The organism is Phenylobacterium sp. T106 (assembly GCF_057219735.1).
In genome coordinates this window covers 620,234-638,367 of record NZ_JBXVWA010000001.1, presented here as the reverse complement: position 1 = coordinate 638,367, position 18,134 = coordinate 620,234, and the positions used below count along the sequence as shown (strand labels likewise).

The 18,134-nt window shown below is 70.3% G+C and carries 17 protein-coding genes; 7 read left to right on the top strand and 10 right to left on the bottom strand.

Going from position 1 to position 18,134, the window contains the following annotated elements; translation table 11 throughout:
• The first annotated feature begins 155 nt into the window (after positions 1 to 155).
• On the top strand, positions 156 to 446 hold the full coding sequence (locus AC2D8W_RS03165) for a hypothetical protein (RefSeq protein WP_484670289.1): 291 nt from the start codon (positions 156 to 158) through the stop codon (positions 444 to 446).
• 31 nt (positions 447 to 477) lie between these two features.
• Here the strand turns inward: AC2D8W_RS03165 and AC2D8W_RS03160 are convergent, their stop codons facing one another.
• Positions 478 to 1,566, bottom strand: a complete 1,089-nt coding sequence (locus AC2D8W_RS03160; protein WP_484670288.1) for an alpha/beta fold hydrolase — start codon at positions 1,564 to 1,566, stop codon at positions 478 to 480.
• Positions 1,567 to 1,733: 167 nt separating this feature from the next.
• Here AC2D8W_RS03160 and AC2D8W_RS03155 point away from each other — a divergent pair, with 167 nt between their 5' ends.
• Together AC2D8W_RS03155 and AC2D8W_RS03150 are read left to right on the top strand one after the other, a co-directional pair.
• Positions 1,734 to 1,988: an XrtV sorting system accessory protein gene (locus AC2D8W_RS03155; RefSeq protein ID WP_484670287.1), complete on the top strand. Its 255-nt coding sequence runs from the start codon at positions 1,734 to 1,736 to the stop codon at positions 1,986 to 1,988.
• A 31-nt stretch (positions 1,989 to 2,019) separates the two neighbouring features.
• Positions 2,020 to 3,117: an acyltransferase family protein gene (locus AC2D8W_RS03150; RefSeq protein ID WP_484670286.1), complete on the top strand. Its 1,098-nt coding sequence runs from the start codon at positions 2,020 to 2,022 to the stop codon at positions 3,115 to 3,117.
• A gap of 33 nt (positions 3,118 to 3,150) precedes the next feature.
• Here AC2D8W_RS03150 and AC2D8W_RS03145 read toward each other — a convergent pair whose 3' ends face one another.
• From AC2D8W_RS03145 to AC2D8W_RS03130, 4 genes are all read right to left on the bottom strand, one after another.
• Complete coding sequence (locus tag AC2D8W_RS03145; protein WP_484670285.1) at positions 3,151 to 4,626, bottom strand: exopolysaccharide biosynthesis polyprenyl glycosylphosphotransferase; 1,476 nt, start codon at positions 4,624 to 4,626, stop codon at positions 3,151 to 3,153.
• Between the two features lie 66 nt (positions 4,627 to 4,692).
• Positions 4,693 to 5,400, bottom strand: a complete 708-nt coding sequence (locus AC2D8W_RS03140; protein WP_484670284.1) for a sugar transferase — start codon at positions 5,398 to 5,400, stop codon at positions 4,693 to 4,695.
• A complete protein-coding gene (locus tag AC2D8W_RS03135) occupies positions 5,393 to 5,647 on the bottom strand; it encodes a hypothetical protein (RefSeq protein ID WP_484670283.1) in 255 nt (84 codons plus the stop codon). The genes AC2D8W_RS03140 and AC2D8W_RS03135 overlap by 8 nt, the downstream gene beginning before the upstream one ends.
• A gap of 127 nt (positions 5,648 to 5,774) precedes the next feature.
• Positions 5,775 to 6,455, bottom strand: a complete 681-nt coding sequence (locus tag AC2D8W_RS03130) for an exopolysaccharide biosynthesis polyprenyl glycosylphosphotransferase (RefSeq protein ID WP_484670282.1) — start codon at positions 6,453 to 6,455, stop codon at positions 5,775 to 5,777.
• 148 nt (positions 6,456 to 6,603) lie between these two features.
• Between AC2D8W_RS03130 and AC2D8W_RS03125 the strand changes: the two genes are divergently transcribed.
• The 4 genes from AC2D8W_RS03125 (at position 6,604) to AC2D8W_RS03110 (ending at position 11,907) form a co-directional block, all read left to right on the top strand.
• Positions 6,604 to 6,759 carry a hypothetical protein gene (locus AC2D8W_RS03125; protein WP_484670281.1) on the top strand — a complete coding sequence of 52 codons (156 nt, stop codon included), beginning with the start codon at positions 6,604 to 6,606 and terminating at the stop codon, positions 6,757 to 6,759.
• Positions 6,760 to 6,956: 197 nt separating this feature from the next.
• Positions 6,957 to 9,206, top strand: a complete 2,250-nt coding sequence (locus tag AC2D8W_RS03120) for an AGE family epimerase/isomerase (RefSeq protein ID WP_484670280.1) — start codon at positions 6,957 to 6,959, stop codon at positions 9,204 to 9,206.
• Positions 9,207 to 9,222: 16 nt separating this feature from the next.
• Complete coding sequence (locus AC2D8W_RS03115) at positions 9,223 to 10,506, top strand: nucleotide sugar dehydrogenase (protein WP_484670279.1); 1,284 nt, start codon at positions 9,223 to 9,225, stop codon at positions 10,504 to 10,506.
• 171 nt (positions 10,507 to 10,677) lie between these two features.
• Entirely contained in the window at positions 10,678 to 11,907 is a 1,230-nt protein-coding gene (locus AC2D8W_RS03110; RefSeq protein WP_484670278.1) for a M24 family metallopeptidase, read from the top strand.
• A 25-nt stretch (positions 11,908 to 11,932) separates the two neighbouring features.
• Here AC2D8W_RS03110 and AC2D8W_RS03105 read toward each other — a convergent pair whose 3' ends face one another.
• From AC2D8W_RS03105 to AC2D8W_RS03085, 5 genes are all read right to left on the bottom strand, one after another.
• A complete protein-coding gene (locus AC2D8W_RS03105) occupies positions 11,933 to 12,940 on the bottom strand; it encodes an NAD-dependent epimerase (protein WP_484670277.1) in 1,008 nt (335 codons plus the stop codon).
• 70 nt (positions 12,941 to 13,010) lie between these two features.
• On the bottom strand, positions 13,011 to 13,838 hold the full coding sequence (locus tag AC2D8W_RS03100; protein ID WP_484670276.1) for a glycosyltransferase family protein: 828 nt from the start codon (positions 13,836 to 13,838) through the stop codon (positions 13,011 to 13,013).
• 71 nt (positions 13,839 to 13,909) lie between these two features.
• On the bottom strand, positions 13,910 to 16,363 hold the full coding sequence (locus AC2D8W_RS03095; RefSeq protein ID WP_484670275.1) for a TonB-dependent receptor: 2,454 nt from the start codon (positions 16,361 to 16,363) through the stop codon (positions 13,910 to 13,912).
• Positions 16,364 to 16,408: 45 nt separating this feature from the next.
• Positions 16,409 to 17,398: a FecR family protein gene (locus AC2D8W_RS03090; RefSeq protein ID WP_484670274.1), complete on the bottom strand. Its 990-nt coding sequence runs from the start codon at positions 17,396 to 17,398 to the stop codon at positions 16,409 to 16,411.
• A gap of 100 nt (positions 17,399 to 17,498) precedes the next feature.
• Complete coding sequence (locus AC2D8W_RS03085) at positions 17,499 to 18,044, bottom strand: RNA polymerase sigma factor (RefSeq protein ID WP_484670273.1); 546 nt, start codon at positions 18,042 to 18,044, stop codon at positions 17,499 to 17,501.
• Positions 18,045 to 18,134 lie beyond the last annotated feature (90 nt).

Here is an 18,134-nt window from a genome sequence, read left to right as displayed (position 1 = left end):
TGTGAAACCCCGATGCCGCTGTCATGAAAGTCGAGGTCGTCGGGCGATAAGTTGAACCGCCCCAAAGTGTCGGAAAACTGTTGCATAGACGCGATATACGTTGTCGTTTGTCTCCGAAGAGCGGCTCGTGAGCCGCCAAGTCCGGAGGAACGCCCATGCGCGCCATGCTCTGCGCCACCGTCTTTTCGGCCATGATCGCTGGCCCCGCCCTCGCGCAGCCCGCCCCGGCGAAGGCCGGGGAACCCGGCGCGAAGCCGTCCAGGACCGTCTACGTCTGCGACAAGTCGGCCGCCACGCGCCGCGGCTTCGAGCGGGAGTTCGGCGTCGCCGCCCAGTTCGTCAAAGCCGATCAGGCTGCGGCTACGGGCGGGTCGTGGGCTGCGCCGAAGTGCATCACGGCCGCCGAGGCCCGCAAGCTCAAGCGGGAGCTCGCCAGCGCGAAGTAGCCGTCGAAGGTTCGCGGGGCGCCGGCGCCGGTCAATCGGGCGACTCGAGTTCCTCCAGCTCCCGGCTCTGTGAGGTGAGCATGTCTGGGAGGTGCATCAACTCCTCGATCTCGGACGGAAGCGGAGCAACCTCTTCGCTGGGAGGAAGGGGATCGGGCGCCTCGCCAGCGCGCGCCGCCACAACCATTTCGCCGATCGCCTGCAAGACGGCGTCCGGACGGTCGATCATGATCAAGTGCGAGGAGAAGATGCGCCGCTGGGAGCCGACGCGGGCGCTGTGCGCGATCTGCTGATGCTTCAGTTCGAGGGGCGAGACGCCGTAGCCAAGCGAGGGCGGCCCGACCACAGTTTCGGAAGCTGACAGGACGTAGGTGGGGATTCTCGCCGTCACCGCCCTCGACCTGAGCACCTGCTCAGAGGTGCTGCCAAAGATGCTGTCGAGCTCGGAGATCTGGTTTCGCCAGGTCGCTGGCCGACGCAGAAGTCGCGCGACATCCTGCGGCTCGCGCGGGGACACGCAGCCGGCCCATGCGAGGCTTTCGGGTGGCGGCTGCGGCGTCTCCATGCTGACGGCCAGGCATCGCCGGGCCCTTGCCCGCAACCCCTGAAGGCCGTCGACCTGAGGTGGAACGATCTGCTCGGGCGTCGGGTCGAGAAGGACCATGCCGGCGATTTCGACGGGCTTCTGAGCTGCGAACAGTCGAACATAGAGGGCGCCCGCCGAATGGCCGACGAGGATGAACGGTCCCTTCTCGCCGGCCTGGGTCAGCGCCTGACGCAAGTCGAGGGCGATCGCGGCGCCGTCGCGGGGGTCGGGGCCCGGTGAACTGAAGCCGGAACCGGCGCGATCATAGGAGCAGGCCCGCGTGGCGCGGGCGACCTCCGGCTGCACCTTGCTCCATGCCTCAGAGGTCGCCCGGAAGCCGGACTCGAACAACACGGTCGGGGCGCCCTGGCCGCTGCAACGCAGGTTCAGGCTTCGATCGGCATTGAGCGGCACGAGCTTTCCGGGGCGCGCGTATGCGGGCGCCGCCCGCGCCACAGCACCCGGCGCGCCGGAGGGCATGCATCCGGCAAATCCGGTCAACAAGCAGACCAGCGCGACGCGCAAGGGGAGCATCGCAAACCTCAAGCTGCGACAAAGGCGGGAACGATTCTATATGATACTAGTCAGGGGTCAGCAGCAGGGCGGCACGTCTCTTGCTGGTGAGACAGCGGGTTCGCGCACGATTGCGTACGGCGCGCATCCTGATACTAGGCTAGGCATCGAACCATGGGAGCGCTCAGGTGGAGACCGTCTATGATTGGATCACTGTAGCGATCTTCGGTGGGCTCGTTGTGCTGTTCCTGCACCGGTCGGTGCAGCCGGAAGAGCCACAGGATACCATCCTGCATTATCTGCCGCCCGCGGTGGGATGCGCCTTCGCCAACTATGTCGGCAACGAGGGGCAGGGCCTGCTGTCGTTCCTCATCGTCCTGGGGGTTCTTGTCTACATCGCCCTGGTGCTGAAGCCGTTCGGGTTCAAGTTGCCGCGCCGCTAGGCGCGTCGTCGCCATCGGCGGGGTGCTTTCCATGGCTGCGGGTGAGAGTCGCGACAACGGGTTTGGCGCCTTGCGCCTGTTGTTCGCCTCGGCGGTGATCTTCTCGCATACACCGCAGATGTTCGACGGCGACTTCAGCCGTGAACCGCTCAAGATGATCTTCGGGACCATCAGCCTGGGCGAGGCGGCGGTCTACGGCTTCTTCCTGATCAGCGGATACCTGATCACGGCGAGTTTCATCTCCGACCCCCGCTCATACCTCATGAAGCGGGTGCTTCGAATCTATCCAGCGTTTCTCGTATGCTACGCAATATGCATGGCTCTCGTGGCGCCGCTCGGCGGCGCCAACTTCGGGACGATGTCGGGCCTGGACTGGCTGAAGGTGGTCGCGAACGGCTTGGCGCTTCGCGCGCCGGCCGCGCCGGAGGCGTTCGAGGGGCTGGCCTACCCTGTCCTCAACGGGTCGATGTGGACGATCAGCTACGAGTTCCGCTGCTATATCCTCGCCGCCCTGCTGGGGATCGCGGGCTTCTACCGCCATCGCGTTCTCTATCTGGCGCTGACCGTGGCCCTGCTGGCGGCCACCATAGCCCTGCAAACGCCGCTCGGAGAGGCCGTTGACCAGTTGTTGCGGCCGGTTCACGCCGTGATTGGAGCGCCGACGAGGACGGCGCCGCTGACGGCAGCGTTCTGCTGCGGGGGCCTCCTCAGACTCTACCCGCAGACCTATCGGGGCGGGATCGCCCTGATCGCAGCTGTACTCTGCGTCGGCGGCCTCATGATCCCCGCCCTCGCGGTCGCCGTTCTTGTCACGGCCGGCGCGTACGCGCTGTTCTGGCTGGCGTTCAACCTCGAATGGGCGCCGCTTCGCACAATCAACGCGAAGGATGACATCTCCTACGGCCTCTACCTCTATGCTTGGCCGATCGGAACGCTCCTCATCTGGTACTGGCCGCAGATGTCACTGGGACTGCACGCGCTGACCACGCTGATCGTGGCCGCCATCTGCGGGTTCGCGAGCTGGCATCTGCTGGAGAAGCCGTGCATGCGGCTCAAGAGCAAGCTGGGCGGTTTCGGCCGGGCGCCTCGCTCCCCCGTGGCCTCCGCTGACACGAACGCCCCGCATTGATCGCAGCCGGGTCCGCCCGGCGCCGCCCTGTCCCTACCTTACCGAGCCCGTGTCCCCCAGAAGGCACGGCGCGGTGCGCAGGATGATGGCGACGTCCAGCCAGAAGGAGCGGCGTTCGACATATTCGAGGTCGAGGGCGACGCGTCGGCGGACGTCCTCGGGCGTGTCGACCGGACCCCGGCTCCCGTTGACCGCGGCCCAGCCGGTGAGGCCCGGCTTGATCCGGTGCCGGTGGGCGTAGGTCTCGACGAGCTTCGAGGCCTCGGCGCCGCCGCTGAGCATCCCGATGGCGTGGGGCCTGGGGCCCACGATCGACATCTCGCCGGTGATGATGTTGAAGATCTGCGGCAGCTCGTCGAGGCTGGTCTTGCGGATGAACCGGCCCACGCGCGTGACCCGGTCGTCGTCGGCGGTCACCTGGCGGGCCGCCTTGTGGTCGGTCGCCTCGACACGCATCGAGCGGAACTTCCAGACCAGGAACTCCTCGTTCATGTAGCCGTGGCGGCGCTGGCGGAAGAAGACGGGGCCGGGGCTGTCGAGCTTGATGGCGACCGCCACGGCCAGCATCAGCGGGGCGAGGGCGATCAGGCCCAGCACCGAGAGCGTCAGGTCCAGCACGCGCTTGGCGGCGTGGTAGCCGGACTTCTCCGGAGTCCCCGAGATGTGGGCGAGGTCGAAGTCGGCGACGCGGCCGACAGCCTGCGCCTCGGTTTCATCGTCGGCGTCGTCGAGGAGCAGCGAGATCGGGTTCGGGATCGGCGCGAGCCGCTCGAGCAACTCGGCGATGCGCCCGCTGGCCTTGGGCGGCACGGTGATCACGATGCGGTCGACGAAGGGCAGGATGCGGTGGTCGATCAGGTCGGCGGTCTTGCCGAGGACGGGGACGCCCGCCACTTCCGGACCGACCCGGTCTCGGCGGTCGTCGAAGATGCCGAGGATGTTGACGTCACGGGTCCTGAGCGCGCGCCGGATCAGGCGCTGCGCGGCCGACGTGCCCCCCACGATGATGAGGTTCGGGGTGATATGCCCCTTCCTGCGCAGCGTGCGGACGACGGCCCGCCAGGCGATGTGGCTCATGCAAAGCGCGGTCGCCGCCGCGGCCACCCAGATGGTGCAGGCGATCATCGGGAAGGCCGGATCGAAGGCCGCGTAGAGGGCCCCAGCGCCGCCGCCCGCCGCGGCCGCCGCCAGCAGGAGCCGGCCGAACCGGCGGCGCGCACGCTCGCGCGCGTTCATGGAGTAGGCGCCGGTGGCGACGAGCAGGAAGAGCGCCAGCATAGGCGCGCCCAGCCACATCACCTCGGGAAGCCGGGTCAGGCGCGTTGCGACGCTCGACGCCAGCATCAGGGCCACGACGTCGCCGGCCTGGAACAGGCGCGCCAGGCCCGCGCCGGAAATCCGCGACCGCACGCTGTGCAACTGCGCCGGACGCAGCGGGCCACGCCGATGGACCGGCGCGGCGTCCTGAGTTTCAGGAACGGCGCGGAAGGCGCCGGTATCGTCGGCCATTCTGGCCTCCCCAACCGTCTCGGGGGCGACCCTAGCCGGGGGCTCTGAGCGATCGGTTAATCGGGATCAGTAGGCGCGTTCGTCCCCGAAGATCAGCGGCAGGGTCCGCCACACGATCTTCATGTCGAGCGCGAACGACCAGGTATCGATGTACTCGTTGTCGCTCTGGACCCGGTCGATGATCGCCTGCGGGTCACGCACCTCGCCACGGAAGCCGCAGACCGCGGCATAGCCGGTCAGGCCCGGGCGGGCGCGGAATCGCAGGTCGTAGCCGGGCACGGTCTTGCTCCACGCCTCGTCGTGGGCCACCGCGTGCGGCCTGGGGCCGATCAGCGACATGTCGCCCTTCAGGACGTTCAGCAACTGGGGCAACTCGTCGAGGCTGAACTTGCGCAGGATCGCCCCGAGCGCCGTGACCCTGGCGTCCTGCCGGGTCGCCTGACGTACGACGTCCCCGTCCTCGGCGACAGTCATGGTGCGGAACTTGTAGACCGTGAAGATCACGCCGTTCAGGCCCGTACGGCGCTGCCGGAACAGCGCCGGACCAGGCGTCTCGACGCGGACGAGAAGGGCGATCGTGAGCAGAAGGGGCAGGAAGACCAGCAGCGCGCCCAGCGCCATCACGATGTCGAAGGCGCGCTTGCGCCGGCTGGTGGCGACCTTGGCCTTCACCGGTGTGGCCGGCGGGAATGGCGCGACGGCGGTCCGGGAGGGGCTGGCAGGCGTCCACTGGGCCGGCTCGGCATGACCATGAAACTCCGCCAGCTTATTCATGGCAGGCTCGGCGGTCAGGCTTGCCGAGTCCGCGGAGGAACGCCTCCATGGCCTCCGGGCTCCAGAGCCGGACGCTGAGGCGGGGACCCCGGGAGCCGATCTCGGTGGAGATCCGGGCGTCGCCGTCGACTTCGCCTTGGTGCGCGTTAAGAAAGCCGTAGAAGGCGGCGCGAATGCGCTCGGCGTCTTCCTCCGCTCCGAACCGCGTTTCAATTCCGGACATCTTCCCCGCCGTCCCGTCGACCACGCCGGGAAGCGAGCAAGAGCCGCGCCACGGCCCCGTCCTCCCCGGGCAGTCGCTCTATATTCGGACGATGCGACCATTCGGTTGCAAGCGGCGTTCAACAATCGTCAACCAAGGCGCCGAAGCGGCGTCAGTACGCCTGTGGATCGCGGAATATGATGACCGCCGTCTTGGCCAGGATCGCGAAGTCCAGGCCGAGCGACCAGCTGTCGATATACAGGTTGTCGGCGGCGATGCGGTCTCGCATGCAGCCGATGTCCCGGATTTCGCCCCGAAGCCCGTTGACCTGCGCGAGGCCGGTGAGGCCGGGTTTCGCGCGGAACCTGTCACGGTAGGTCGGGATGTGCTCGGCGTAGTGCTCGTCGTGGGCGAGGGCATGCGGCCGCGGGCCCACGATCGACATGTCGCCCTTCAGAACGTTCAGGAATTGGGGCAGCTCGTCCAGGCTGAGCTTCCGCAGCACCGCGCCCACCGCGGTCACCCGCGAGTCGCCGCGCGTGGCCTGGCGCACGTTGGCGCAATCCTCGGCCACCGTCATGGTCCGGAACTTGTAGATCGTGAAGACACGCCCGCCGCGGCCGGTTCGACGCTGTTTGAAGATCACCGGACCACCGGACTCAATGCGTACGAGCAGGGCGATGGTGAGCAGGAGCGGCAGGAACACCAAGAGGGCGAGCGCGGCGCCGGCGATGTCGATGCAGCGCTTCGCCACGCTGGAGGCCGCGGAGACCTCCGCGTCTTGACCACGCGCCGCGATCGGCCGGCCGGCCGCCGGACCTGTCTCTGTCGTACGTGCGAGGACGTCCGTCATCGCTGAACTCGCTCACCCCTCACCGGCGCCCGTGCGCGTCGCGCCCCTATGGTTGCCGTCCTGTTAGCTCTATCCCCAAACGACTTGTTCACGCTCGTCGCGCTTAACTCGTCTCAGCCCGAAAAGCGGGCGGAGTCGGAGTAGAAAGATGCCGTCCGACGTGTCTGTCGAGTTGATGACGCCCGCCGCGGTGCAAATTCCAGCCCGCCGCATCCCCGTCGGTGTCGGCCTGACGCTGGGCGCAATCGCGTCGCTCGCTCTGTGGACCTGCATCGGCCTCGGCCTGCGCGCACTGGTGGCCTGAGCGCACCTCCCTCCACGGCGCGGCGGACCGCGCCTGCTCAAACTCCGGCAGTCTTTTACATGCGGGCCCCCTGAGGGGCAATCGAGGGCGGGCTTCACGCCGCCGAGCCAGGCCGTTCCCGTTTCGGCGCGCACGCGCTAGGTGAAGCGCGTGTCAGGCCCGCGCGGGAGACCCCCATAGCTTCGCCCGTCTATCCGTTGATCCTGTGCGGCGGGGTCGGCGAGCGGCTCTGGCCCTTGTCGCGGCCGGGGCGGCCGAAGCCGTTCCTCCCGCTTCTGGGGACGCGTTCCACCTTCCAGGCGGCGCTCCTGCGCGCCCGGGCGCTGGCGGGCGGCCGGATCATCGTCTCCGCGGCGGCGCGGGACGAGGCCCTCGTGCGCGAGCAGCTCGCGGCGGTCGACATGGACGCGCTCATCATTCTGGAGCCGGAAAGCCGCGACACCGCGCCGGCGATCGCCGCGGCGGCCGCCTGGACCGCCCGGGAGGATCCGGACGCCGTGCTGGTTGTGCTCCCCGCCGATCATCACATCCCGGACGCGGACGCCTTCCGGGAGGCCGTGGGGGTGGCCGTCGGCGCCGCGCGCGGCGGGGCGATCGTCACCCTGGGGCTGCGGCCGGACAGGCCCTCCACGGCGCTCGGCTACATCCGGCCCGCCCCCGGAGGGGAGCCTGTGCGGCCGATCGTCGAGTTCCTGGAGAAGCCTGAGGCGGCGCGTGCGGCCGCCCTGGTCGCGGAAGGCGCGCTCTGGAACGGCGGCGTCTTCGTCGCCCGGGCGCAGGTGCTCCGGGACGAAATCGCGCGCCATGCGGCCGAGGTGGCGAGCGCGGTCGAGGCTGCGGTGCGGGAGGGTCAGGCCGAGGCGGGCGCGGTGCGGCTCGGGGCAAGCTTTGGCCAGGCGCCCCGGATCGCCTTCGACCGCGCCGTCATGGAGCGCACCGACCGGGGGGCGGTGCTGCCGGTTGCATGGGCCTGGTCGGACCTGGGCGCGTGGGACGCCGTGCTCGCCGCATCCGAGCAGGATGCGAACGGCAACAGCCTCACGCCGGGCGTGCAGGCGCCAGGCGCGTCGCAGGTCCTGGTGCGAGCGGCCGACGGGGTGGACGTCCGGGTCGTCGGCGCGCGGCGGCTGGTCGTCGTGGCCGAGCCGGACGCGGTGCTCGTGTGCGGGCTGGAGGCCGCCCAGGACGTCCGGAAGGCTCGGGCCGCCATGGCTGGAGCGTCGGTGCGTGCGGCGCCGGGCGTCGAGATCGCCGTCGTCGGCGCGAACGTCGCGGTCGTCGCGGCGCCGCAGGCCGTCCTGGTGCGCGCGCCCGGGCCGGTGCTGCGACCGCGCCGTACGCCCTTCGGGAGTCTCGAAGAGGCGGCCGAATGGTTCGGCGTCTGGCTGGACGCCGAGGCCCTGCCGCTGTGGGCGACGCAGGGCGTCGATGCCGCCACGGGGGGCTTCCGCGAAGCCCTGGCCTGGGACGGGTCGGTTCACGACGTCAGGAGACGTGCGCGCGTTCAGGCGCGCCAGGCCTTCGTGTTCGCAAGCGCCGCCGAGGACGGGATCACCGGCCCCTGGACCATGATGGCCCACGACGGCTTCGGCTGGTTCCGGCGGCAGGGAAGGCGGGCGGACGGCCTGTATGCGGCCGCGTTCACCGTGGAAGGTCAGGTGACCGACCCTGAGCCGCGGCTCTATGAGCACGCGTTCGTGCTGCTGGCGCTCTGCGCGCTCAGCCGGACTGACGGCGACGCGGCGGGGGAGGCGGCCTCGATCGCGGAACGCCTCAGGGCGCAGTTCCAGCACGCCGAAGGGGGCTATCGAGAAGCCGGGCCGCAGCCTTTCCAGGCCAACGCTCACATGCACCTGCTGGAGGCGGCGCTGGCCTGGGAGTCGGCGGGAGCTCCAGGGTGGGCTCGGGTGCTGGCCGACGAGGTGGCGACGCTTTCCCTGCGGCGGTTCATCGATCCGGCGACCGGGGCGGTCCGAGAGTTCTTCGACGCCGGATGGAGCGCCGTGGATGGCGAAGCCGGCCTCATCGAGCCGGGGCACCAGTTCGAGTGGGCCTGGCTGCTGCACCAGTGGTCGAATGCGCGGGGGAACGCGGAAGCGGCGGAAGCGGCGAAGCGCCTCTTCGCCGCCGGGCGCAAGGGTTGGGACCCAGGGCGAGGCGTCGTCCAGAACGCCGTCTGGCCGGACCTGTCGGTGCGGGACGCCGGCGCCAGGCTGTGGGCGCAGACCGAGCACCTGAAGGCGGCCGTGCTGCTCGGCGAGCGGGCGGCGGCGGTGGAGGCCGCGAACGGCCTGCTTGCCTTCCTCGACACGCCCCAGCCGGGGTGCTGGCGCGAGCGGATGGCCGCGGACGGCGCGTTCCTTCCGGAGCCCTCGCCGGCCACCTCGCTCTACCACCTCTACGGCGCCATCCGTGAGCTCAGGCGCGCGGCGGCCAAACCATGGTAAGCCCGCGCCGATGGTGATGAACCCTTTCACACGGACGCCGGCCCGCATCGCGGTCATCGGCCTCGGCTATGTGGGCCTGCCGCTCGCCGTGGCGTTCGCTGCCGACCACGACGTGGTGGGCTTCGACCTGAGCGAGACCCGGATCGCCGAACTTGCCGCCGGCCAGGACCGGACGATGGAAGTGCCGGCCGAAGACCTGGCCGCCGCCCGTCGATTGAGCTTCTCGAGCGACCCCGCGGCGCTCGCAGGCGCCAACGTCTTCATCGTGACGGTGCCGACGCCCATCGACGGCCACAAGCGCCCGGACCTGAGCGCCCTCATGGCCGCCAGCCGAACTGTGGGAAGCGCCATACGCCAGGGCGGGGTGGTGATCTACGAATCCACCGTCTACCCCGGAGCCACCGAGGACGATTGCGTGCCGGTGGTGGCGGAGGTTTCCGGTCTTGGGTTCAACCGTGACTTCTTCGCCGGCTACAGCCCGGAACGCGCCAACCCGGGCGACTCGCACCACCGGCTGGCCGACATCGTGAAGGTGACGGCGGGATCGACGCCGGCCGCCGCCGAGTTCGTCGATGCGCTCTATGCCTCCATCGTTCGGGCCGGCACCCATCGCGTGAGCTCCATCCGGGTGGCCGAGGCGGCGAAGGTCATCGAGAACACCCAGCGCGACCTGAACATCGCGCTCGTGAACGAGTTCGCCCTGATTTTCGGCCGGCTTGGGATCGATACGCATGAAGTCCTGGGCGCGGCGGCCACGAAGTGGAACTTCCTGAACTTCCGGCCGGGCCTCGTGGGAGGCCACTGCATCGGCGTTGACCCCTACTACCTCACCCACAAGGCCGAGGCCGTCGGGTACCACCCGGAAGTGATCCTCGCCGGACGGCGGATCAACGACGGCATGGGCGGCCACGTGGCGCGCGAGCTGGTGAAGGAGATGATCCGCCGGGGCGCGCTGGTGAAAGGCGCGCGCGTGCTGGTGATGGGGCTGGCGTTCAAGGAAAACACGCCCGACCTGCGCAACACGCGCGTGATCGACATCGTGCGCGAGCTCGAGGACTACGGCGTCCGGGTCGATGTCTGGGACCCTTGGATCAGCCACGATGCGGCCCGCCACGAGTACGGGCTGGAGATGGTCTCAGAGCCGGCGACGGCGGCTTATGACGGCGTGGTGCTTGCGGTGGCGCACCGGCAGTTCGCAGCCCTCGGCGCAGAGGCGATCCGCGCGTACGGACGCGCCAACGCCGTGGTCTTCGACGTCAAGGCGGTGTTGCCAAAGGGCGCCGCGGACCTGCGGCTGTGACCCTGCTGTGAGCAGGAGGCTCGAAACACCCTGAGCGCCGCGGCGTCGGCGGCCGGAGCGGGAGCGGAGGTTCGCGAGCGCCAAGACCCACCGAACTATCTCAGCCATGTGCGATAACCCTGCCCATGTGAGCCGGCCTTCGGTCGACGCCGGATCGTGGAGGAGCTTGGCATGGATCGCCGAACGTTCATGGGCCTTTGCTCCGCGACCGCGTTGGCGCCACCGCTCGCCGAAGCCGCCGCGTCCGAGGTCGCCGCGCTGGGACCACCCCCGCCGCGGATCAGCTCGGCGGAACGGTCGGCGCGGATCGCCAAGGTCCAGGGTCTGCTGCGGCGAGAGGGGCTTGCGGCGCTGATCGTGGAGCCGGGCTCCAGCCTGGCCTACTTCACAGGCGTGCGCTGGGGCCGCAGCGAGCGGCTCACCTGCGCGCTCATGCCGGCCCGCGGCGAGGTCGTCATGGTGACGCCCTTCTTCGAGGAGCCGTCGATCCGCGAAAGCCTCGGCGTGCCGGCCGACGTGCTGACATGGCACGAACACGAGGATCCGCTGGCGATCGTCGCGACGTGGCTGAAGGGCCGCGGGGCCGCCTCGCAGGCCGTCGCGATCGAGGAAACCAACCGCTTCTTCATCGTGGACGGGCTGAAGCGGAACCTGCCAAGCGTGCGCGTCGTCAGCGGCGCCGGCGTCGTGCGGGCCTGCCGTATGCTGAAGACCCCGGCCGAGATCGCGCTCATGCAGCACGCGTCGGACATCACGATGGCGGCCTATCGCGACACCATCCCGCGGATCGAGGCCGGCATGCGCCCCGAGGACATCGGCGCGATCATGAACGGAGCCACGGCGAAGCTAGGCGGGCGGCCCGAGTTCGCGCTGGTCCTGCTGGGCGAGGCCGCGGCCTACCCCCATGGATCTGGCAAGCCCCAGGCGGTGAAGCCCGGGGAGGTCGTGCTGATGGACTGCGGCTGCACCTTCGAAGGCTATCAGTCGGACATCTCGCGGACGTTCGTGTTCGGCGAGGCGACGCCGCAGCAGCGCAAGGTCTGGGGCGAGGTGCGGCGCGGGCAGGAGATTGTCTTCGAGGCCGCCCGACCGGGGGCGACCTGCGGCAGCGTCGACGACGCCGTGCGCGGCTACTACGTGAGCCTGGGGTATGGCCCGGACTACAAGCTGCCTGGTCTCTCCCACAGGACGGGCCACGGCATCGGCATGGACGGGCACGAGCCGGTGAACCTGGTCCGCGGTGAGACGACGCGGCTGGCGCCCGGCATGTGTTTCTCCAACGAGCCGGGCATCTATCTCCCGGGCGCGTTCGGGGTCCGCCTGGAGGACTGCTTCCATATGACGGAGCAGGGGCCGAGGTGGTTCTCGCAGCCGGCGAAGTCCCTGGACGCGCCGGTCTGACCTCGCGCTGCGCTGCGGCCGCGCCTCAGACCCCGTAGTACTCGCGGTACCAGTCCACGAACCGCCCGACCCCGACCTCGATCGACGTGGACGGCGCATAGTCGAGGACCCGCCGGGTCTCGGCGGTGTCGGCCTCGGTCGCGGCGACGTCGCCTGCCTGCATGGGCAGGAAGTGGATCTCGGCCTTCCTGCCGAGCTTCTCCTCCAGGACTTCGATGTAGCGCATGAGCTCGACGCGTCGGCTGGCGCCGAGGTTCAGAACCCGCCAGGGCGCGGCGCTGGTGGCGGGATCGGGCTTCGTGGCGTCCCAGGCCGGATCGGCCGACGGCGGACGGTCGATAGCGGCTACGAGGCCATCGACGATGTCGTCGACATAGGTGAAGTCGCGCTGCATCTCGCCCTGGCCGTACACCTCGATCGGCCGGCCCTTCAGGATGGCGTCGGTGAACTTGAAGAGCGCCATGTCGGGACGACCCCAGGGGCCGTAGACGGTGAAGAAGCGGAAGCCGGTGCAGGGGATGCCGAACAGGTGGGCGTAGGCGTGCGCCATGGCCTCGTTCGCGGCCTTGCTCGCGGAATAGAGGGTGATCGGGTGCGTGGCGGCGTCGTGCACGCTGAACGGCAGATTCGCGTGGTTGCCGTAGATCGAGCTGGTGGACGCATAGATCAGGTGGCGCGGCGGATGGGCCCGACACCCCTCCAGGACGTTCAGGAAACCGACGACGTTGGAGTCCACGTAGGTTTCCGGGCTCTCGAGGCTGTAGCGGACGCCCGCCTGGGCCGCGAGATTGACCACGGCCTCGGGCCTGGTCTCGGCGAACAGCGCCGGCATGCGTTCGCGGTCGGCCAGGTCGATGGTCACGTGCCGATACGCGGCGGAGGCCTCCAGGATCGCGAGCCGGGCGCGCTTGAGCTGGGGATCGTAGTAGGCGTTCAGGCTGTCGAGCCCGACGACGGCATGGCCCGCGGCCAGCAGGCGCCGGGCCAGATGGAAGCCGATGAAGCCGGCGGAGCCGGTGACGAGGATCGCCAAGGGAACCTGCGCTCGAGGAATCCGCGCGATGGCGCGCAGGCTCGTCCGTAAACCGCGTCGCGGCGCCTGACTAGCGCCCGAGCCCGACCACCTTGCGCAGCGCCGCCACGCCGGTCGGCTCGGACGAGGCCGCCTCCAGCCGGGCCGAGGCGGCCTCGGCGGCGCGCAGCCGCGACAGCACGGGGAAGAGCGCCGAGGCGGTGGCCGCCAGCACCCCCATGCGACCTTCCCGCCATCCGCCCCGCGCGATGTAGGCGCCGAGGAAGGTGAGGAGGCCCGAGGCGAGGATGGCGCCCACGCCGCGGACCCGCCCGGCCTCGGCCAGATCCTCGGCCGCCAGCGCCGTCAGACGATCGAGCCGGGCGACGACGCTGCCCGCGTCGCGGCCCACCGAGCGGCGGATCGCGCCCTTCAGAGCGCCTCCCGAAGCGCCGGCGAGCACATAGGGCGCGTTGAGGCGCCGGGGGCCCCAGGCCTTGAGGCCGCGCTTGTAGAGGCGCGCTTCCCGCCGCGGGGCGAGAGGGCCGGCCCAACCGCCGCGAACGCGCGTCTCGCCGATGTAGTTGTCGATGGGCAGCTCGTACCAGTCGCCGACCGGGCGCATCTGGATGGCGGCGCGGATCTCCCACGCCACCGCGGCGTCCACGAGTTCGTCGGGCTCGATCTCGAGGATCCACTGCGAGGTGGCGGCCTCGATGCCCGCCTGCCGGCGCTGGTTCTCGAGCGGGAAAATGCCGTCGATCACGACCGCCCCGTGGCGGCGCGCGATCTCCTGGCTGCGGTCGGTGCAGCGGTCGGCGACCACCACCACCTCGTCGCAGAAGCTCAGCTTGCGAAGGCACGCATCCAGGGATGCGTCCTGATTCTGCGCACAAACGAGCGCCGTGAGTTTTACCACGTACCCCGCTCCCATCCCACCATGGGTAAAGACGCCGCCGCAGGAGCCTGCCCCCCAGCCGAGGCCGCGCTTCAGAATGCGGCCGCGAGTCGCACGCCGAAGGTGCGCGGGCGTTGCGGGGTCGCCTGGCGGACGGCTTCGATGATGTCGGGCGTCTGCGGGTTGTCGGCGAAGCTGAACGGGTTGCCATAGGCGAAGGTGTCGCCGTCGTCGTTCAGGGGATTGGTCACGAAGGCGGTGAGCCGCCAGTGTCGGGCATAGACCTCGGCGGCCAGCTCGGTGCGCAGGTAGTGGTCGGTGCGCGGCGGCTGATCGAAGGACAGGCCGGACCGACCGACGTAGCTCGCCTCGGCCACCAGGCGCAGGGACAGAGTGTCGCCGAGCGGGCGCAGGTAGGTGACCAGCACGCCTGCGGAGACGTCCGGCACGCCGGGCAGCTCGTCGGCGATCCGCGCGGCGGGCGACACCGGGAAGTCGGGGTTGATGTTCTTGACCCGCGAGTCCGAGACGAGGCCGTTCGCCTGAACCGTGAGACCCATGGGGAATTCGTAGGCGGCCTCGCCTTCGAGGCCGAGGATGCGCGCGTCCCCGACATTGGCTGTGTAGGCGAGCCCGGACTGCCGGTACTGGTCGGTCTGGATGTTCGCCCAGTCGTCGTAGTAGGCCGCGGCGCGGACGGTCAGACGGTTGTCCAGGCGACGGAACTTGGCGCCCACCTCGAAGTTGCGCAGCCGGTCGGGCCGGAAGGTCGTGCGGGTCGAACGGATCGGGAAGAAGCCCGACGAATTGAAGCCGCCCGGGCGATAGCCCTCGCTGACCAGGGCGTAGACGAGATCGCCGTTCGGGAACTCACGCTGCAGCGAGATCTTGGGGGAGAAGCCGTCGAAAGTCCGCGCCTGATCGAAGAAGCGCGGCGCGAAGGGGGCGCTGATCCTGAGGTCCGCGGTGGTGACGACGCGCGTCTGGAAGACCCGGCCGCCCAGCGAGGCGGTCCAGCCGCCGCCGAGGTCGTACGAGCCTTCGCCGTAGAGGGCGTACTCGGTCAGCTTGTCCCGGCGGCTCTCCCAGTAGACCGTGGAGGCAGACGCCGGCGAGAGGAACTCCAGCGTGGACGGGCTGCGGGCGCGCGTGCGGGCCGCATAGAGGCCGACCAGCCAGTCGAAGCGGGCCGCCGGCGAGGAACGCACCACGAGATCCTGCACGACCATCGTCGATCGGGTCCGCTCGTCATAGACGCCGAGGTCGGCCAGTTCGGCCCCGAAGATCCCGCGCGCGGCCGACGCGTCGTACTGGCTGGCGAAGACGTGGTGGATGTAGCTCGTCGACGACGCGACGGTCCCCCAGCCGAAATCCCCCTGCAGGCGCACGCCCCCGTACGAGAAGTCGTTGTTGTGCGTCTCGCGGATCCGGTTCCCCCGCTCGTCCGGCGCGGCGGGCGAGCCCGGCCGCGCCATCGCCTGGGGCTGCCGCCGGCCCCCCGTCATCTCGGCGGTGACGTACTGGGTGTCGTTGGACCGGAGGTTCTGGGTGGCGGCCAGGGCGTCGAACCGCCAGTCGTCGCTGAGCTGCAGCCGGAACGCGAGGCGGCCGCCGTCGCGCCGCGTCTGATCGACGTTGGTGACCCTGAGGCGGACATCGTCGAGATAGCCGCCCTGCACGTCGCGGTAGGCGACCAGGCGAAGTCCCGCGCGGTCCTGCAGCAGGGGCAGGTTCATGTATCCGTCGAGCTCGTGGCTGGTGCTCCCGCCCTCGGTCGTCGCCACCGTCGCGGAGGCTCCGAACGCAACGTCGCGGACGTCAGGCTTGGCCGTCACGATCCGGTAGATGCCCGCGATGGCGCCCGACCCGTACAGCGCGCCCTGAGGGCCGCGCACGACCTCGATGCGTTCGACGTCGACCAGGCGGAGGTCCGGATCCGGGGCGTTGTAGTTGATCGGCGCGTCGTCGAGATAGGTCGACACGGTGGTCCGGGTGCGCCCCGTGAACGCGCCGTCCGACAGGCCTCGGACCAGCAGCTTGTCGCGCCCCGGGCCCAGGTTCGTGGAAAGAACGCCCGCCAGCTGACCGATCGTCTGGCCGACGTCGTTCGCGCGCGTGGCGGCGATCTGGTCGCGTGAGATGGCGCTGACGCCGGCGGGGAGGCGGTCCAGCGCGGCCGGCCGCTTGGTGGCGGTGACGAGCACCTCGGCCACCACCGCCGCGGCGCGCGGCGGCTCGGGCGGGGGCGGAAACGAGAGGCGAGGCGGCGCGGCGGTGATCCGCACTGTGCGGGAATCGATACGGCGATAGCGGCACGGCGCCCCCGCCAGGATCCGGTCCAGCGCCTCGTCCAGCGTGTAGGAGCCCGAGAGTTCGACGCGACCGCCGGCGCCGCAGGTGGCGGTCCCGAGGATGGAGACGTTGGCCTGCAGCGCCAGATCGATCAGCGCGTCGGCGTAGGAGCGCGGCGGGATGTTGAGGCGCAGGCGCGCATCGGCCGCGTCGGCCCGGCCCGCTACGCAGGCAAGGACAACGCCGCCCAGCACCGCTCGGAGAGGCAGGCCCCGTCGTCGAATGGCTCCACGCCCTGCTTAACGGTCCGACGCAGGATCGCGCTTGAGGACCACGGCCGAGCCGGAACGTACCGCGCTTATGGGAACGAGCAAGGCGAGGCGACGTATCACCGCAGCCTGATCGTCGAGGACGAGCACGCCTGAGATGGGCATGGCGCCGAGCGCCGGATCCTCGATGCGGATCGGGGTCTGGAACTGCTGGTTGAGATCGTCAACGACCTCGCGCAAGGGCTGCTCGCGGTAGATGAGCCGTCCCGTGCGCCAGGCGAGGACGTCCCGCGGTTCGGCGGCCGCGACGCGGGCCTCGGCGGCGCCTTCTTCGTGCTCGAACCTCTGGCCGGGGCGGAGGCGGTACGCCTTGCCCGCGGCGCCGTCGCCGGGGCGCACCTCGACCGAGCCGCGCGCGACGGTCACGGAGACCTGGCCGCCGAGCCGGCGGACGTCGAACTGGGTGCCGACCACGCGGACGAGGCGGTCGCCGGCCGCCACCACGAACGGCCGCCGGGCCGCGTGCGCCACGTCGAAGGCCGCCTGGCCCTCCTCGAGCGTGACGCGCCGCGCGCCGCGCGAGAAACTGACCGTCAGGCGGGTGCCGCCGTTCAGGTCCAGGGTCGAGCCGTCCGGGAGGGCGATCGTGCGGCGCTCTCCCTTGGCCGTGACATAGGTCTGGGTCTCGGGGCCGGCGAGTTCAGGCGCGAGCACCACCGCGACGGCCGCAGCCGCGGCTGCGGCGCCCAGCCCGAGGGCGGCCCGGCGACCGACGCCGACCGGCGCCGGCGTGGCGCGGCGTTCGGCGAGCGCCCGCGCGACCGCGTGGCCCTGCGCGCCATAGCCCTGCGAAACGGCGAGGGCGGCGTCGAACGCGGCGGCGTTCTGGGGGCTGGCCGACAGCCAGGCGTCGAAGGCCACAGCCTCCGCTTCCCGAAGGTCTCCGGCTTCCAGCCGCACGACCCAGACGGCGGCGTCCTCGCGCCGCGTCTCGTCGCCGTATCGCCAGCCGAGGTTCATCGCTCTCCCCTGACAGGCCCCATGCGACGGCCCGTCGCACGGTTAGACGTCGCCGAGGGCGCTTGCCCCCCGGTCGTCCGGTACAATTTCAGGTAGAGCCTCATGGGCCGAGTCTCGCCGTCAGCGTCTTCAGCGCCGCCGACACATGCTTTTCCACTGATTTGACGGATATTCCCATCTCCCGCGCCGTCTCGGCGTGGCTGCGGCCCTCCAGCTTGTGCAGCCGGAACGCGCGCCGCTGCTGCGGGGGCAGTTCGGCCGCCGCGTCCACCAACTGGCGCAGGCGTTGGCGGGACGAGACGGCTTCGTCGGCCGGGGCGAGTTCGGCCACGTCCTCGTCGCCGATCGTGACGTGGGCGACCCGCCGCCAAGCGGCGTCGCGGGCGCTGGATCGCGCGTCGCCGCGGGCGCGGTCGAGCATGACGTTGGCCGCGATGCGGTAGATGAGGGCCACGGGGTTCTCGGCCGTGACGCTGAGGTCACGGGTGGCGATCTTGACGTAGAGTTCCTGGGCCAGGTCCTCGGCGAGCTCGGTCGAGCCGCAACGCGCCGCGAAGTACCGGACGAGATTGGCGCGCCGCTCGAGGTAGATCTCGAGCAGCGGGTCGGTGGGCCGCTGGGCGCCGGGGTTCGCCATCAGGCTCATACGGTGTCAGAAATGCCTCAATCCGGCGCTGTCGCCAACGTCGCAGCGGACGCCGGGCGAATTCACTGGGGGGCGGGCGCGATCGGCGGC

Coding starts and splice junctions, on each gene's coding strand:
- AC2D8W_RS03165 (WP_484670289.1), top strand. CDS start 156: ATGCGCGCCATGCTCTGCGCCACCGTCTTTTCGGCCATGATCGCTGGC.
- AC2D8W_RS03160 (WP_484670288.1), bottom strand. CDS start 1,566: ATGCTCCCCTTGCGCGTCGCGCTGGTCTGCTTGTTGACCGGATTTGCC.
- AC2D8W_RS03150 (WP_484670286.1), top strand. CDS start 2,020: ATGGCTGCGGGTGAGAGTCGCGACAACGGGTTTGGCGCCTTGCGCCTG.
- AC2D8W_RS03145 (WP_484670285.1), bottom strand. CDS start 4,626: ATGGCCGACGATACCGGCGCCTTCCGCGCCGTTCCTGAAACTCAGGAC.
- AC2D8W_RS03140 (WP_484670284.1), bottom strand. CDS start 5,400: ATGAATAAGCTGGCGGAGTTTCATGGTCATGCCGAGCCGGCCCAGTGG.
- AC2D8W_RS03130 (WP_484670282.1), bottom strand. CDS start 6,455: ATGACGGACGTCCTCGCACGTACGACAGAGACAGGTCCGGCGGCCGGC.
- AC2D8W_RS03125 (WP_484670281.1), top strand. CDS start 6,604: ATGCCGTCCGACGTGTCTGTCGAGTTGATGACGCCCGCCGCGGTGCAA.
- AC2D8W_RS03115 (WP_484670279.1), top strand. CDS start 9,223: ATGAACCCTTTCACACGGACGCCGGCCCGCATCGCGGTCATCGGCCTC.
- AC2D8W_RS03110 (WP_484670278.1), top strand. CDS start 10,678: ATGGATCGCCGAACGTTCATGGGCCTTTGCTCCGCGACCGCGTTGGCG.
- AC2D8W_RS03090 (WP_484670274.1), bottom strand. CDS start 17,398: ATGAACCTCGGCTGGCGATACGGCGACGAGACGCGGCGCGAGGACGCC.
- AC2D8W_RS03085 (WP_484670273.1), bottom strand. CDS start 18,044: ATGAGCCTGATGGCGAACCCCGGCGCCCAGCGGCCCACCGACCCGCTG.